We start from the raw sequence: 16,589 nt of genomic DNA on the forward strand, positions 1-16,589 counted from the left end.
AAAATAGCGTGACCTGCGAGTCATAACGCGCATCTTCACTGTATTGTATTGACCGGGGAGATGGCGCCTGGCCGTGTATCGGTTCCAGTGATAGCCCTTTGCGCTCCCCGTGGCTGCCCTTTGTGGCGGCCGTTTTCTGTTTGTCGGCGCCCCTCGAATCCTTGCGAGCGGTGGTTTTGGGCTGTTTTTTATTGGGAAGCCGTAATGATTGGCATAAAAAGCATTGCGAGCTACGTTCCTGTAGCCGGCGTGGACAATTACGCACAAGGTGCAAAATTCGAGAAGGATGAAGAATTCATCCTCGGCAAAATCGGTTCGGCCTTCCTGCCGCGCAAAGACGCTGAACAGGAAACCTCCGATCTGTGCGTGGAAGCGGCCAATGCGCTGTTTGCCAGCAACCCTGAACTGAAACGTGAGTCGATCGACGCGCTGATCGTCGTCACTCAGAACGGTGACGAAGAAGGCCTGCCGCACACCGCGGCGATCGTCCAGGACAAGCTCGGTCTGCCGACCAATGTTGCGGCGTTCGATATTTCCCTGGGCTGCTCCGGTTACGTCTACGGCATCTACGCGATCAAGGGCTTCATGGAAGCCGCCGGTCTGAAGAACGGCCTGCTGATCACCGCTGACCCGTATTCGAAAATCGTCGACCCGGAAGACCGCAACACCACCATGCTCTTCGGCGATGCCGCCACCGCCACCTGGATGGGCGAAGACCCGGCCTGGGCGTTGGGCAAGGCCAAGTTCGGCACCGACGGTTCCGGCGCACCGCACCTGAAAGTCACCGATGGCGTGTTCTTCATGAACGGTCGTCAGGTGTTCAACTTCGCGCTGCTCAAAGTCCCGGCGCACTTGCACGAATTGCTCGACGACTCCGGCCTCAAGGCTGACGACATCGACGCCTTCTGCATTCACCAGGGCAGTGCGGCGATTGTCGATGCGGTGGCGCGCCGTTTCGAAGGCGAGCCGGAGAAGTTCATCAAGGACATGGTCGAGACCGGCAACACCGTGTCGTCGAGCGTGCCGCTGCTGCTGGAAAAACACGTGCTCGATTCCGACTGGAAGCGCATTGCGATCAGTGGTTTCGGTGTGGGTCTGTCGTGGGGCTCGGCGATCATCTATCGTCCTTGAGTCCGGTCAAAAACGGCGGATACAAAAATAGCGTTCAGGGTTACCCTTGAACGCTATTTTTTTGCCTGAAGGGAGCGCGAGCCGGCATGAGCGAGTTTTTCCAAGCCAACGCCGAGGTTATCCAGCAGCGCTGGCCGGCACTGTTCGCACGATTGGTGGCTGAAGACAGTGCGGTCATCGACGCCGAACTGGTGCAGGGCCTGGGTTCGACACTGAGCGTTAACGGGATTCAACTCACCAGTCGTCACGACCGGGTCCACGAGGCGCGCGTTCAGGCGGCCAGTCTGCCGGAAAAACCTCAGTTGCACGTTTACGGCACCGGTCTTGGAGACTTGCCGGTCGTGTTGCTGGAGCGTGCCGGACTTGAGCGGTTGTACGTGCACGTGCTTAACGGCGCCCTGTTTGCGCTGGTGCTGCAACTGCTCGATCAGCGCCAATGGCTGGAAGACCCGCGCGTGCAGCTGTTCTATGCCGGTGATCTGTCAGATATCTGTACGCCGTTTTTCGCCCTGCCGGCGGAGATGCTGCTGGCTGATGACTTCAACGCGAAGATCCGCGATCGGCTGGTCAGCGAAGTGCACCTGAGCTTCAACAATCGCGAGTTCGATCCAAACTTGCCGTTCATTCAACAGCGTTTGCAGGACTGCCTGCCGGTGTTGCTGGCCGATGACGATGTGGCGCAATTGTTCGGGACCGCCAATGGCCGGGACATCTATGTGATCGGTACCGGGCCGACCCTGGAAGGGCATTTCCAGCGTCTGGCGGCGGTGCACGCGCAGGCCGAACGTCCATTGTTGATGTGCGTCGATACCGCTTACCGGCCGCTGCGCGAGCACGGCATCGTCCCGGATCTGGTGGTCACCATTGATCAGCGCATCAGCTTCCGGCATCTGCCGTTCGAGGACTCCGCTGGCATCCCGTTGGTGTATCTGCCCATGAGCGATCCTGCGGTGCTGACCGCCTGGAAGGGCAAGCGCTACGGCGGTTACTCGGCCAGCCCGGTGTACGCCGCGTTGCGTGAGCAATACCCGCGCGGGCAACTGCATGTCGGTGGCAGCGTGATTCATCCGGCGGTGGATCTGGCGGTGAAGATGGGTGCATCGCGCATTACCCTGTTTGGCGCCGACTTCGCCTTCCCGATGAACAAGACCCATGCCGGCTGGAATGACGGTGATCTGGGGCCGGGGGTCGATCAGGCGCGGCACTGGGTGCAGGACGGTCATGGCCAGCGGGTCAGCACGCAGCTGAACTTTCGCGGATATCTGTGTGTGCTGGAGCGCTATATCGCCGCGCATCCGCAGGTACAGTTTTTCAACAGCAGTCGGGCAGGCGCACTGATCGCCGGGACGCAGTTCAATCAGGAGTTTGTGCAATGACGACGATTGAGCAGTGCGTTGGCGAATGCCGTCAGTGCGCCGGGCTGTTCCGTCTGGGGCGGGATGTCGAGGCGGCGCTGGATATGGTCGATGTGTTCGAGGGCGCGCAGCAGTTGCTGATAGCTGCACCTGCGCAGATTCAGCAGGACTGGGCCTTTGTACTCACGCACATGCTTGATTGTCAGGAACGCCAGGACTGGTTGGGGCTGGCGGACTGGATGGAGTATGAGTTGATCGAACTGTTGCAAAAAGCACGATCGGCACACTGACCGACCGCGCTGGCCCGGGGCTTTACGCGCGGGTCGGTTTTATGGCGTCATTTTTTCGCAGGTGGGAGGGCGCTAAGCCCTTGTTTTCTCGGGGGTGGCAGGGTGATGGCAAATTTTTTTCAAAAAGCCCTCAAGCAACCTGCCAACCCGACGATAACTATTACGAAGGTTCTCTAGGCCACACCAGGCGGTTGCCAGGGCCGGAAGCCGCAGTACCCAACCAACGAGGAATTCGTCATGGCTTTAACAGTAAACACCAACACCACGTCGCTGAACGTTCAGAAAAACCTGAACAACGCTTCCAACGCCCTGTCGACTTCGATGCAGCGCCTGTCTTCCGGCCTGAAAATCAACAGCGCTAAAGACGACGCCGCTGGCCTGCAGATCTCCAACCGTATGGCTTCGCAAATCCGTGGTGGCAACCAGGCTATCCAGAACGCCAACGACGGTATCTCCGTTGCTCAGGCAGCTGAAGGCGGCCTGCAAGCGACCACCGACATCCTGCAACGTATGCGTGAACTGGCTGTTAAAGCACGTAACGGCACCAACGGCACTGCTGACCAGACCGCAACCAACGCTGAATTCGCTCAGATGTCCGACGAGATCACCCGTATCTCGGCTTCGACCAACCTGAACGGCAAAAACCTGCTGGACGGTTCGGCTGGTACTGTAACCCTGCAAGTTGGCGCAAACACTGGTTCGGCTAACCACATCGACCTGGTACTGAGCTCCAAGTTCGACGCCGTCAGCCTGTCCGTAGGTAGCGGTACTGTAGTTCTGACCGGTGCTACCGGTACTGGTACTGGTTCTGCTTCGCAGAACATCGACAACGCGATCACTGCAATCGACGCCGCTATCGCTGCCATCGGTGCACAGCGCGCCAGCCTGGGTGCTTCGCAAAACCGTCTGACCAGCACCATCTCCAACCTGCAGAACATCGTGGAAAACACCACTGCTGCACAGGGTCGTGTACAAGATACCGACTTCGCCGCAGAAACTGCTAACCTGACCAAGCAGCAAACTCTGCAGCAGGCTTCGACCTCTGTTCTGGCTCAAGCCAACCAACTGCCATCCGCTGTACTGAAGCTGCTTCAGTAATTTCGGATTGAGTTCGGGCGGGGGAGTGCGCTGGTCGCGCTCTCTCGCCTTTTTACGTTAGAGGGTGATGAGCATGGACATGAGCGTAAAGCTTAACGTGTCTTATCCGGCTCCCAAGCCAGCAGCACCGGTTGCTGACAAACCGTCAGAGACGCCAGTCGTTGCCAAGGTGGATGCTCCGGTCGCTGATAAAAAGAGTCAGGATTCGGATGATGCCAAGTTGAAACTGGCGGTGCAGGAGATCGAAAAGTTTGTACAGTCGATCAAGCGCAATCTGGAGTTCTCTATCGACGAACACTCCGGAAAGGTCATCGTCAAGGTGATCGCGAGCGAGACGGGTGAAGTCGTTCGACAGATTCCCTCCGCAGAAGCCCTGAAGCTGGCAGACAGCCTCGCCAACGCGAGTCACGTGTTGTTCGACGCCAAAGTCTGATAGCTGGCATGAATAATGTTTGTACGTTCTCAGGACGCTGTTAACGGTCAAAAGAATGGCAACAATCTGAAGGGAGATGCACATGGCAAGTCCAATTCTACCGGGTTCCGGACTGGGTTCCGGCCTGGACATCGGCGCGATCGTGACCGCGCTGGTCAACGCCGACAAGTCTGCCAAGCAGACGCAGATCGATACTCAGACAAAAACCAACTCGCTGAAGATTTCCGGTGTCGGCTCGCTGAAAAGTGCGCTGGCGGCGTTCCAGAAGTCGATGACTGATCTGGGCAAGGCGACCAGTCCTGCGTTTGCCGGTTATACCGCGACTTCGGATACGCCGACGGTACTCGGTGCAACGTCCGACAGTACTGCAGTACCTGGCAGCTATAGCGTTATCGTGAACAAACTGGCAACCGGCTCGAAAGTAGCCAGTGCTGCTTTTGCTGGCGGCGCCACCAGTGCCATTCCGAGTGGTACTCTGAAAATCAGTCAGAATGGCATTGATTACAATGTTGCGATTCCGGCCAATGCCACCTTGCAGAGCACTCGGGATGCGATCAACACCGCGCAGGCGAGCAATGGTATCTCCGCCAACATCGTGACCGACGCCAGCGGCGCTTCGCGTTTGGTGATCAACTCGAGCAAGACCGGCGCAGGCATGGACTTGCAGGTGAGTGGCATCGCGGGTCTCGAGATCGACGGTACTCAGAAAATGGGGGCCAGTCCTGCGGCAGGTGCCTCGGGCGCCGTTGGCGACTTGGCTCAGGACGCATCGCTCACCATCGACGGTCTGACCGTTACCAGCAAGAGCAACACGGTAACAGGTGCAATCAGCGGAATGACGTTGAGCCTCGCTGCCGTAAGCCCTAAAGACGCCAGTGGGAATCCGACGCCCGCAACCGTGACCGTCGCAACCAACACCGCAGGCATCCAGACGTCGCTGCAGACGTTCATGGATTCCTACAACACGCTCAAGCGAACCATCGATACCCTGTCCAATGCGACCGCGGACGCTGATGGCAACCTGACTGTTTCTGCTGCGTTTACCGGTGACTCGCTGCCGCGTTCGCTGATGGCGGATATCCGTTCGCAGCTGACCCAGAGCTCGGCAGGTACCGGACAGTTGGCCGTCCTGGCGCAGATGGGTGTGCTGACCGACAAGGAAACCGGTGAGTTGACCCTCGATACCAAGGTGTTCAACGATCGTATGAGTATTCCGGGCATGTCTGGTCAGGTTCAGCAGATGTTCTCCGGCACCAATGCCACCAATGGTCTGTTGGCGCGCATGAGCAGTGCGGTTGATCCGTACATCAAGTCGGGTACCGGGCTGCTCGATCAGCGCAGCACCAGTTTGACCAACGCTGCGGCGAATCTGAAAAAGCAGCAGACAGCGTTGGACTTGCACGTGACGAGCCTGACGGCGACGCTGACCGCCAAATACAACGCCATGGACCTGTTGGTCGGGCAAATGAAGGCGACGGCAAGTAACATCACGTCGTTCTTCAGCTCGCTGAACGCTCAGCAATCCGCGAAGTAACCCGTAAGAACGACAAAAACCCGGCTACGCTTCATCGGCGTGCGCCGGGTTTTTGTCTTTTGATCTAAAGTTCTGTGATTCGTTGGCGATACACTGGTTATACGAGTCATTGTGGCAATGAGGTAGAACATGAACCCAATGTTAGCCCTTCGGCAATATCAAAAAGTCGGTGCACACGCCCAGACATCCGAAGCGAGCCCGCACCGCTTGGTGCAAATGTTGATGGAAGGTGGTCTGGAGCGCATCGCTCAGGCCAAGGGTGCCATCGAGCGCAAAGACATCCCTGCCAAGGGTACGGCTATCAGCAAGGCCATCGGTATCATTGGCGGTTTGTGCGAGGGTCTGGATCTGGAAAGCAGCGCCGATTCGGTCGCTGATCTCAATCAGCTCTACATCTACATGATGAAGCGGCTGGCGCAGGCCAATATTGACAGCGACCCGCGAATTCTCGATGAGGTCGCCGGCCTGTTGCGCACCGTAAAGGAAGGCTGGGACGGCATCGCTCCGCCAGGCCCCCAGTTTTAAGGAGAGCACCATGAGTCTTGTATTGCAGCGAATCGCAGATACCCGTGAAGCGTTGGTCAGCGCGCTGGCCGAACGTAACTGGGAGGCCATTGGCGAGCTGGATCTGGCCTGCCGTTCCTGCATGGAAGACGTCATGGCCGAGGCCTCGCTGGATGAGGAGGCCTTGCGCAATAACCTTGAGGAGCTGCTCCATGTCTACAAGGAGCTTCTGGAGGCGGCGATGGGTGAGCGGCAGGCAATAGCCAACGAGATGTCGCAGATCACCCAAGCGCAGAAGGCGGCAAAGGTTTACCATCTGTTTGGTTAATTAATCCCCGGTTAATCCAGACATGTGCGCCATAAATTTGACTGTGCACGGTTTTTTGACTTAACTAGTGGCTGTTTTCAGATTTCAGGCGTCTACAGGCACAAGGTGTCCTGCAAGCGTCTCGCTTGCCCCATTTTTCGGGCATTGAGTTGACTAGGGAAGTTGCTATTGCATGTGGCGTGAAACCAAAATTCTGCTGATCGATGACGATAGCGTCCGCCGCCGCGACCTGGCGGTGATTTTAAATTTTCTCGGCGAAGAAAATTTACCCTGCGGCAGCCATGACTGGCAGCAGGCTGTCGGCTCTTTGTCATCGAGTCGTGAAGTCATCTGTGTACTGATCGGGACGGTCAATGCTCCGGGTGCACTTTTGGGCTTGTTAAAGACACTCTCGACATGGGATGAGTTCCTTCCGGTTTTGCTGATGGGCGATAATTCTTCCGTCGACTTGCCGGAAGACCAGCGTCGCCGGGTGCTTTCGACCCTGGAAATGCCACCCAGCTACAGCAAACTGCTCGACTCCCTGCACCGTGCCCAGGTGTATCGCGAGATGTACGACCAGGCCCGCGAGCGCGGCCGTCATCGCGAACCCAATCTGTTCCGCAGCCTCGTCGGCACCAGCCGGGCGATTCAACACGTCCGGCAGATGATGCAGCAAGTGGCCGATACCGACGCCAGCGTGCTGATCCTCGGCGAGTCCGGCACCGGCAAGGAAGTGGTTGCGCGCAACCTGCATTACCACTCCAAGCGTCGCGACGCGCCATTCGTGCCGGTCAACTGCGGGGCGATCCCGGCAGAGCTGCTGGAAAGCGAACTGTTCGGCCACGAGAAGGGCGCCTTCACCGGTGCGATCACCAGCCGTGCCGGGCGTTTCGAACTGGCCAATGGCGGTACGCTGTTCCTCGACGAAATCGGCGACATGCCGCTGCCGATGCAGGTCAAGCTGCTGCGCGTCCTGCAGGAGCGCACCTTCGAGCGCGTGGGCAGCAACAAGACCCAGAGCGTCGACGTGCGCATCATTGCCGCGACCCACAAGAATCTCGAAAGCATGATCGAGATCGGCACCTTCCGCGAAGACCTCTACTATCGCCTGAACGTGTTCCCGATCGAGATGGCGCCGCTGCGTGAGCGCGTCGAAGACATTCCGCTGCTGATGAACGAACTGATCTCGCGCATGGAACACGAAAAGCGCGGCTCGATCCGTTTCAACTCGGCGGCGATCATGTCGCTGTGCCGTCACGGCTGGCCGGGCAACGTCCGCGAGCTGGCCAACCTGGTCGAGCGCATGGCGATCATGCATCCGTACGGGGTGATCGGCGTGGTCGAGTTGCCGAAGAAATTCCGCTACGTCGACGACGAAGACGAGCAGATGGTCGACAGCCTGCGCAGCGATCTCGAAGAGCGCGTGGCCATCAACGGTCACACCCCGGACTTCACCGCCAACGCGATGCTGCCGCCGGAAGGTCTGGACCTCAAGGACTACCTCGGTGGTCTGGAGCAGGGCCTGATCCAGCAGGCGCTGGACGACGCCAATGGCATCGTGGCGCGTGCCGCCGAACGCCTGCGCATTCGCCGTACCACGCTGGTGGAGAAGATGCGCAAGTACGGCATGAGCCGGCGCGAAGGTGACGAACAGGCGGATGATTGACGCCTGTTTTTCAATGCCTTCATTTATAAGCAGTTTTTTTTAGGCACGGGTATTGCTACATCCCTCGCAACGTTCCGTTTAACTGACGGTCAGCCAAGCGAGAGAACACAATGCCCCACGCCCAGATGTCTTCTGCCTCCAATGCCGAGGGGCAACCGTCGTCCTTAGAGCAGACGAGCCGCCTGGGTCTTGAGCAGGCGTTCGCGCTGTTCAATCAGATGTCCAGTCAACTGACCGACTCCTACAGCATGCTTGAAGCCCGGGTCACCGAGCTCAAGGGCGAACTGGCCGTGGTCAGCGCCCAGCGCATGCAGGAGCTGGCAGAGAAAGAACGCCTGGCCAATCGTCTGCAAAACCTCCTTGATCTATTGCCCGGTGGCGTCATCGTAATTGACGGCCACGGCATGGTTCGCGAAGCCAATCCGGCGGCGATCGACTTGCTCGGGCTGCCACTGGAAGGCGAATTGTGGCGTCACGTCATCGCCCGCTGCTTTGCCCCGCGTGAAGACGACGGCCATGAAATCTCTCTGAAAAACGGTCGACGCCTGTCGATTGCCACGCGTTCGCTGGATGCCGAGCCGGGGCAGTTGGTGTTGCTCAACGACCTGACAGAAACCCGTCATCTGCAGGATCAACTGGCGCGCCACGAGCGCCTGTCGTCGCTGGGGCGGATGGTCGCCTCGCTGGCTCATCAGATCCGCACGCCGCTGTCCGCCGCTTTACTCTATGCCAGTCATTTGACTGAGCAGGAGCTTCCGGTCGCCACTCAACAGCGCTTTGCCGGCCGCCTCAAAGAGCGCCTGCATGAGCTGGAACATCAGGTGCGCGACATGCTGGTGTTCGCCCGTGGCGAGCTGCCGCTGACCGACCGGATCACCCCGAATGCCTTGATGCAGTCGCTGCAAGCGGCGGCGCTGACCCATGTGCAGGATTTGCCCATTCGTTGGCAGTGCGACAGCCATGCCGGCGAATTGCTGTGCAACCGCGACACGTTGGTCGGGGCGATTCTCAATCTGATCGAAAACGCGATTCAGGCCAGCGATGGCAACGTGCGCCTGAAAGTGCATTGCTACAGCCGCGACAACAGCCTGCGCCTGTGTGTCAGCGACAGCGGCAGCGGCATTGATCCGGCGGTGCTGGAGCGTCTCGGTGAGCCATTTTTCACCACCAAAGTGACCGGTACCGGGCTTGGCCTGACCGTGGTCAAGGCTGTGGCGCGGGCACATCAGGGAGAATTGCAGCTGCGCTCGCGAGTCGGGCGCGGCACGTGCGCGCAGGTGATCCTGCCGCTGTTTTCCGCTGTACACGGAGCTGAGTAAACGTCATGGGCATCAAGGTTTTGCTGGTCGAGGATGACCGCTCGTTGCGCGAAGCGCTGGCCGATACGCTGCTGCTGGCGGGTCACGACTACCAGGCGGTCGGCAGTGCCGAAGAGGCGTTGCAGGCGGTCGAGCGCGAGGCGTTCAGTCTGGTGGTCAGCGACGTCAACATGCCTGGCATGGACGGCCATCAACTGCTTGCACTGTTGCGTGCGCGGCAGCCGCAATTGCCGGTGTTGCTGATGACTGCGCATGGCGCGGTCGAACGCGCCGTGGATGCGATGCGTCAGGGCGCGGCGGATTATCTGGTCAAGCCATTTGAACCCAAGGCCCTGCTGGACCTGGTGTCGCGGCATGCCCTGGGTAGCGTCAGCGTTGCTGACGGTGAAGGTCCGGTGGCGGTCGAGCCGGCCAGTGCGCAGTTGCTCGAACTGGCCGCGCGGGTGGCGCGCAGTGATTCCACGGTGCTGATCTCCGGCGAATCCGGTACCGGCAAGGAAGTGCTGGCGCGCTACATCCACCAGCAATCCCACCGTGCCAGCCAGCCGTTTATTGCGATCAACTGCGCGGCGATTCCCGACAACATGCTCGAGGCCACACTGTTCGGTCACGAGAAGGGCTCGTTCACTGGCGCCATCGCGGCGCAGGCCGGCAAGTTCGAGCAGGCCGATGGCGGCACCATTCTGCTCGACGAGATTTCCGAAATGCCCTTGGGCCTGCAAGCCAAGTTGCTGCGGGTGTTGCAGGAGCGCGAAGTCGAGCGCGTCGGTGCGCGCAAACCGATCACCCTGGATATTCGCGTGGTCGCCACCACCAACCGTGATCTGGCCGGCGAAGTGGCGGCGGGGCGTTTCCGTGAAGACCTTTTTTACCGTCTGTCGGTTTTTCCCCTGGCGTGGCGTCCACTTCGCGAGCGCACTGCCGATATCTTGCCGCTGGCGGAGCGGTTGCTGAACAAACACGTCAATAAAATGAAGCATGCGGCGGCGAAACTTTCGCCAGAGGCCCAGGCTTGCCTGACCCACTACCCGTGGCCGGGCAACGTGCGTGAGCTGGATAACGCGATTCAAAGGGCGCTGATTCTGCAGCAGGGCGGTTTGATCCAGCCGCAGGATTTCTGCCTGACCGGCGCGGTGACGTTTAGCGCAGCGCCGGCCGTCGCGCCGGTGCAACCGTTGGTGCGCGAGATCGAAGTCGAGGCCGAGTCCGCCGGTGCGCTGGGCGATGACCTGCGTCGCCGGGAGTTCCAGATGATCATCGACACCCTGCGCACCGAGCGTGGCCGGCGCAAGGAAGCCGCGGAAAAACTCGGTATCAGCCCGCGTACCCTGCGCTACAAACTGGCGCAAATGCGGGATGCCGGGATGGACGTCGAAGGCTATCTGTTCGCCACCTGAAAATTGTCGCAAGTCAATTGTGGGAGCGGGCTTGCTCGCGAAAGCGCAGGGTCAGTGGCGAAAATGTCGACTGACTCTCCCTCTTCGCGAGCAAGCCCGCTCCCACAGTAGTTTCGCGGTGCCTGGACCTGACGCGGTGCCTTGATGGGCTTTTATAGAGTAAGTCCGCCGAGCTGGCACCCTTGTTGCTAATACCTGTGTACCCGCCGAGTGAGTGTCAAAAAATTGCGGGCCGCCCAAGAGAGTAGACCATGAGCCAAGGTATTGAATTTAATCGGTTGATGATGGACATGAAGGCCATGAAAATGGACGCCATGGCCACGCCGAAATCGACTGCCGCCGTCCCTGAACTGGCAGGCAGCAGCTTTTCCGACATGCTCGGTCAGGCCATCAACAAAGTCAGCGATACCCAGCAGGCGTCGACTCAGTTGGCCAACGCATTTGAAATCGGCAAGAGCGGCGTCGATCTGACGGACGTGATGATCGCCTCGCAGAAAGCCAGCGTGTCGTTCCAGGCTCTGACCCAGGTGCGCAACAAGCTGGTTCAGGCTTATCAAGACATCATGCAGATGCCGGTTTAAGGACGAGATTGAGTCATGGCAGAAGCAGTCGCCGATAACGTTCCGGCCAAGGCCACCCCGATAGACGGCAAACCGCCGCTGTTCGGCCTGTCCTTCCTGGAAAACCTCTCCGAGATGACCATGCTGCGTCAGGTGGGCCTGTTGGTCGGCCTGGCTGCGAGCGTGGCGATTGGCTTTGCCGTGGTGCTTTGGTCGCAGCAGCCGGATTACCGTCCGTTGTACGGCAGCCTTGCCGGCATGGACGCCAAGCAGGTCATGGACACCCTGGCCTCCGCCGACATTCCTTACACCGTCGAGCCGAACTCCGGCGCCTTGCTGGTCAAGGCCGACGACCTGTCCCGTGCGCGGATGAAACTCGCGGCCGCTGGTGTCACTCCCAGCGACGGCAACATCGGTTTCGAAATCCTCGACAAGGAACAGGGGCTGGGCACCAGCCAGTTCATGGAAGCGACCCGCTACCGTCGCGGCCTCGAAGGCGAACTGGCACGCACCATTTCCAGCCTGAACAACGTCAAGGGCGCCCGTGTGCACCTGGCGATTCCGAAGAGTTCGGTGTTCGTGCGTGATGAACGCAAGCCAAGCGCGTCGGTACTGGTCGAGCTGTACTCCGGGCGTTCGCTGGAGCCGGGGCAGGTGGTGGCGATCATCAACCTGGTGGCGACCTCCGTTCCTGAACTGAGCAAATCGCAGATCACCGTCGTCGATCAGAAGGGCAACCTGCTCTCCGATCAGGCGGAAAACTCCGAAATGACCATGGCCGGCAAGCAGTTCGATTACAGCCGCCGCATGGAAAGCATGCTGACCCAGCGCGTGCACAATATTCTGCAACCGGTGCTGGGCAACGACCGCTACAAGGCTGAAGTCTCGGCCGACATCGATTTCAACGCCGTCGAATCGACTGCCGAGCAGTTCAACCCGGATCAACCGGCGTTGCGCAGCGAGCAGTCGGTCAACGAGCAACGCACCGCCAGCAATGGCCCGCAAGGTGTACCGGGTGCCCTGAGCAACCAGCCGCCAGCGCCGGCCTCGGCACCGCAGACCACCGGTGGCGCGCAAGCCTCTACCGGCATGATTCAACCCGGTCAGCCACTGGTTGATGCCAACGGTCAGCAGATCATGGACCCGGCCACCGGCCAGCCAATGCTCGCGCCGTACCCGGCGGACAAGCGTCAACAATCCACCAAGAACTTCGAACTCGACCGTTCCATCAGCCACACCAAACAGCAGCAGGGTCGCCTGAATCGTCTGTCGGTGTCGGTGGTGGTCGACGATCAGGTCAAGATCAACCCGGCCAACGGGGAAACCACCCGCGCGCCGTGGAGCGCCGATGAACTGGCGCGCTTCACCCGTCTGGTGCAGGACGCGGTCGGCTTCGATGCCAGCCGTGGCGACAGCGTCAGCGTGATCAATATGCCGTTCTCCGCCGAACGCGGTGAAGTGGTCGCCGATATTCCGTTCTACTCCCAGCCATGGTTCTGGGACATCGTCAAACAAGTGCTGGGTGTGTTGTTCATCCTGGTGCTGGTGTTTGGTGTGCTGCGTCCGGTGTTGAACAACATCACCGGTGGCGGCAAAGGCAAGGAGCTGGCCGGTCTGGGCAGCGACGTGGAACTCGGTGGCATGGGCGGCCTGGACGGCGACCTGGCCAACGACCGCGTGAGCCTCGGTGGTCCGCAGAGCATTCTGTTGCCTAGCCCGAGCGAGGGTTACGACGCACAACTGAATGCAATCAAGAGCTTGGTGGCCGAGGATCCGGGTCGCGTGGCTCAGGTCGTGAAAGAGTGGATTAACGCAGATGAGTGATAACCGAGCCGCAACCGCCAAACTGAACAAGGTCGACAAAGCCGCGATTCTGCTGCTGTCCCTGGGTTCAACCGATGCCGCGCAAGTGCTGCGCCACATGGGCCCCAAAGAGGTTCAGCGTGTCGGTGTGGCCATGGCGCAGATGGGCAACGTCCATCGCGAACAGGTCGAGCAGGTCATGAGCGAGTTCGTCGACATTGTCGGCGACCAGACCAGCCTCGGCGTCGGCTCCGACGACTACGTGCGCAAAATGCTTACCCAGGCGTTGGGCGAAGACAAGGCCAATGGCCTGATCGACCGCATCCTGCTCGGTGGCAACACCAGCGGCCTCGACAGCCTGAAATGGATGGAGCCGCGCGCCGTTGCCGACGTGATCCGTTACGAACACCCGCAGATCCAGGCCATCGTCGTCGCGTACCTCGACCCGGATCAGGCCGGTGAAGTATTGGGCAACTTCGACCACAAGGTGCGTCTGGACATCATCCTGCGCGTGTCGTCGTTGAACACCGTGCAACCGGCGGCGCTGAAAGAGCTGAACCAGATTCTCGAGAAGCAGTTCTCCGGCAACTCGAATGCCTCGCGCACCACCCTGGGTGGCATCAAGCGTGCGGCGGACATCATGAACTTCCTCGACAGCTCGATCGAAGGCCAGCTCATGGACTCGATCCGCGAAGTCGACGAAGACCTGTCCGGTCAGATCGAAGACCTCATGTTCGTGTTCAACAACCTGGCCGACGTCGACGACCGCGGCATTCAGGCGCTGTTGCGCGAAGTCTCTTCCGACGTGCTGGTACTGGCCCTCAAGGGTTCGGACGAAGGCGTCAAAGAGAAGATCTTCAAGAACATGTCCAAGCGTGCGGCCGAGCTGTTGCGCGACGACCTCGAAGCCAAAGGCCCGGTGCGCGTCAGCGACGTGGAAACCGCGCAGAAAGAAATCCTCACCATTGCCCGTCGTATGGCCGAAGCCGGCGAAATCGTGCTCGGTGGCAAGGGCGGCGAGGAAATGATCTAAGCCCATGGACAAGCATGACGATGTGACGGATCTGATCCGTGCCCGGGATGTCCGTGGTTTCGAATCCTGGGCGCTGCCCAGCTTCGACCCGCCGAAACCGGAACCCGAGCCGGAACCGGAGCCCGAACCGCCGGAAATGGAAGAAGTGCCGCTGGAAGAAGTCCAGCCACTGACCCTGGAAGAACTCGAAAGCATCCGTCAGGAGGCTTACAACGAGGGCTTTGGCATCGGCGAGAAGGAGGGTTTTCACAGCGCCACGCTCAAGGTGCGTCAGGAGGCCGAAGTGGCGCTGGCGGCGAAACTGGCCAGCCTCGAGCAACTGATGACCCACCTGTTCGAGCCGATTGCCGAGCAGGACACGCAGATCGAAAAGTCGCTGGTCGACCTCGTGCAACACATCACCAAGCAAGTGATCAAGCGCGAGCTGGCCATCGATTCCAGCCAGATCGAACAGGTCATGCGCGACGCGCTCAAGCTGTTGCCGTTGGGCGTGGAAAATGTGCGTCTTTACGTCAATCCGCAAGACTTCGAGCAGGCCAAGGCCTTGCGCGAACGTCATGAGGAATCCTGGCGCATCGTGGAAGATGACTCGTTGCTGCCGGGCGGTTGCCGGGTTGAAACCGAGCACAGCCGTATCGACGCCAGCATCGAGACCCGCGTGACCCAGGTCATGGCCAAACTGTTCGACCAGTTACACGAACAGGCCCTGCACCCGGCTGCGCCGGATCTGAGTCTGGACATTCCTGAACAAAGCCAACCGGCGGCTGCGCCTGAAGAGCCGCTCGCGGACACCCCCGATGCGCCTTGAACGCACCAGTTTCGCCAAGCGCCTCAGCACTTATGCCGAAGCCACTGAGATCGCCGGCGCGCCGATTCTCGAAGGCCGCCTGCTGCGGATGGTCGGCCTCACCCTCGAAGCCGAAGGCCTGCGCGCTGCCATGGGCACGCGCTGCCTGGTGATCAATGACGACAGCTATCACCCGTCCCAGGTGGAAGCGGAAGTCATGGGGTTTTCCGGCAACAAAGTCTTTCTGATGCCGGTCGGCAGCGTCGCCGGCATTGCCCCCGGCGCCCGCGTGGTGCCGCTGGCGGAAACCGGTCGGCTGCCGATGGGCATGAGCATGCTCGGTCGCGTGCTCGATGGCGCCGGTCGTGCGCTGGACGGCAAGGGCGGGATGAAGGCTGAAGACTGGGTGCCGATGGACGGCCCGACCATCAACCCGCTCAACCGCGACCCGATCCACGTCCCGCTGGACGTCGGCATCCGTTGCATCAACGGTTTGCTGACGGTCGGACGCGGTCAGCGTCTGGGGCTGTTCGCCGGTACCGGTGTCGGTAAATCGGTGCTGCTGGGCATGATGACCCGCTTCACCGAGGCCGACATCATCGTCGTCGGTCTGATCGGTGAGCGGGGTCGAGAAGTCAAGGAGTTCATCGAGCACATTCTCGGTGAAGAAGGCCTCAAGCGTTCGGTGGTGGTCGCCTCGCCGGCGGACGATGCGCCGCTGATGCGTCTGCGCGCGGCGATGTATTGCACGCGGATCGCCGAGTATTTCCGCGACAAGGGCAAGAACGTCCTGTTGCTGATGGATTCGTTGACCCGTTTCGCCCAGGCCCAGCGGGAAATCGCTTTGGCCATTGGCGAGCCACCGGCGACCAAGGGTTATCCGCCCTCGGTGTTCGCCAAACTGCCGAAACTGGTGGAGCGCGCCGGTAATGCGGAGAAGGGCGGTGGTTCGATCACCGCGTTCTACACCGTGTTGTCCGAAGGCGATGACCAGCAGGACCCGATTGCCGACTCGGCGCGGGGCGTGCTCGACGGCCACATCGTGTTGTCCCGGCGTCTGGCCGAGGAAGGGCACTATCCGGCCATCGACATCGAAGCCTCGATCAGCCGGGTGATGCCGGCCGTGGTTTCGGCGGAGCACATGCAGCGTGCGCAGTACTTCAAGCAATTGTGGTCGCGCTATCAGCAGAGCCGCGATCTGATCAGCGTCGGCGCGTACGTCGCCGGTGGCGACCGCGAGACCGATCTGGCGATCAATCTGCAGCCGCAACTGACCCGCTACCAGCGTCAGGGGCTCAACGACAAGATCAACATGGGCGAGAGCCAGGCTTACCTCGAAACCCTGTTCGCGCCTGCGGCGGGCGGGTAA

Annotated in this window: 16 protein-coding genes; all 16 read left to right on the forward strand. The window is 60.2% G+C overall.

Translation table 11 applies throughout. The annotated features are described in order from the left end of the window. Positions 1–204: 204 nt before the first annotated feature. Complete coding sequence (locus V9L13_RS00360; RefSeq protein ID WP_003222845.1) at positions 205–1,131, forward strand: ketoacyl-ACP synthase III; 927 nt, start codon at positions 205–207, stop codon at positions 1,129–1,131. Between the two features lie 86 nt (positions 1,132–1,217). After that, complete coding sequence (locus V9L13_RS00365) at positions 1,218–2,507, forward strand: 6-hydroxymethylpterin diphosphokinase MptE-like protein (RefSeq protein ID WP_338801143.1); 1,290 nt, start codon at positions 1,218–1,220, stop codon at positions 2,505–2,507. Beyond that, on the forward strand, positions 2,504–2,776 hold the full coding sequence (locus V9L13_RS00370) for a hypothetical protein (RefSeq protein WP_338801145.1): 273 nt from the start codon (positions 2,504–2,506) through the stop codon (positions 2,774–2,776). Before V9L13_RS00365 ends, V9L13_RS00370 begins: the two co-directional genes overlap by 4 nt. A gap of 237 nt (positions 2,777–3,013) precedes the next feature. Beyond that, complete coding sequence (locus tag V9L13_RS00375; protein ID WP_338801146.1) at positions 3,014–3,874, forward strand: flagellin domain-containing protein; 861 nt, start codon at positions 3,014–3,016, stop codon at positions 3,872–3,874. A gap of 73 nt (positions 3,875–3,947) precedes the next feature. Continuing rightward, positions 3,948–4,307 (forward strand): flagellar protein FlaG, encoded by a 360-nt coding sequence (locus V9L13_RS00380; RefSeq protein WP_103521341.1) that lies wholly within the window; start codon positions 3,948–3,950, stop codon positions 4,305–4,307. Between the two features lie 82 nt (positions 4,308–4,389). Beyond that, the gene (gene fliD / locus V9L13_RS00385; RefSeq protein ID WP_338801147.1) at positions 4,390–5,841 is read left to right on the forward strand and encodes a flagellar filament capping protein FliD; all 1,452 of its coding nucleotides are present in this window, start codon (positions 4,390–4,392) and stop codon (positions 5,839–5,841) included. 129 nt (positions 5,842–5,970) lie between these two features. Then, positions 5,971–6,366 (forward strand): flagellar export chaperone FliS, encoded by a 396-nt coding sequence (fliS, locus tag V9L13_RS00390; protein ID WP_338801148.1) that lies wholly within the window; start codon positions 5,971–5,973, stop codon positions 6,364–6,366. Between the two features lie 10 nt (positions 6,367–6,376). Continuing rightward, positions 6,377–6,673, forward strand: a complete 297-nt coding sequence (locus V9L13_RS00395) for a hypothetical protein (protein ID WP_003222861.1) — start codon at positions 6,377–6,379, stop codon at positions 6,671–6,673. 172 nt (positions 6,674–6,845) lie between these two features. After that, the gene (locus V9L13_RS00400; RefSeq protein ID WP_003222863.1) at positions 6,846–8,321 is read left to right on the forward strand and encodes a sigma-54 dependent transcriptional regulator; all 1,476 of its coding nucleotides are present in this window, start codon (positions 6,846–6,848) and stop codon (positions 8,319–8,321) included. 125 nt (positions 8,322–8,446) lie between these two features. Then, complete coding sequence (locus V9L13_RS00405; RefSeq protein ID WP_226500487.1) at positions 8,447–9,640, forward strand: ATP-binding protein; 1,194 nt, start codon at positions 8,447–8,449, stop codon at positions 9,638–9,640. Positions 9,641–9,645: 5 nt separating this feature from the next. Further along, on the forward strand, positions 9,646–11,037 hold the full coding sequence (locus V9L13_RS00410) for a sigma-54 dependent transcriptional regulator (protein ID WP_262142288.1): 1,392 nt from the start codon (positions 9,646–9,648) through the stop codon (positions 11,035–11,037). Positions 11,038–11,288: 251 nt separating this feature from the next. Further along, positions 11,289–11,618, forward strand: a complete 330-nt coding sequence (gene fliE, locus V9L13_RS00415; protein WP_003222869.1) for a flagellar hook-basal body complex protein FliE — start codon at positions 11,289–11,291, stop codon at positions 11,616–11,618. Between the two features lie 15 nt (positions 11,619–11,633). Next, positions 11,634–13,421 carry a flagellar basal-body MS-ring/collar protein FliF gene (gene fliF, locus V9L13_RS00420; RefSeq protein ID WP_003222871.1) on the forward strand — a complete coding sequence of 596 codons (1,788 nt, stop codon included), beginning with the start codon at positions 11,634–11,636 and terminating at the stop codon, positions 13,419–13,421. Continuing rightward, complete coding sequence (gene fliG / locus V9L13_RS00425) at positions 13,414–14,433, forward strand: flagellar motor switch protein FliG (protein ID WP_003222873.1); 1,020 nt, start codon at positions 13,414–13,416, stop codon at positions 14,431–14,433. Before fliF ends, fliG begins: the two co-directional genes overlap by 8 nt. 4 nt (positions 14,434–14,437) lie before the next feature. After that, the gene (gene fliH, locus V9L13_RS00430) at positions 14,438–15,241 is read left to right on the forward strand and encodes a flagellar assembly protein FliH (protein WP_338801149.1); all 804 of its coding nucleotides are present in this window, start codon (positions 14,438–14,440) and stop codon (positions 15,239–15,241) included. Then, a complete protein-coding gene (fliI, locus tag V9L13_RS00435; protein WP_003222877.1) occupies positions 15,231–16,589 on the forward strand; it encodes a flagellar protein export ATPase FliI in 1,359 nt (452 codons plus the stop codon). Before fliH ends, fliI begins: the two co-directional genes overlap by 11 nt.

Origin of the sequence: Pseudomonas sp. RSB 5.4, assembly GCF_037126175.1 — a bacterium.
Taxonomy (GTDB): Bacteria; Pseudomonadota; Gammaproteobacteria; order Pseudomonadales; family Pseudomonadaceae; genus Aquipseudomonas; species Aquipseudomonas fluorescens_H.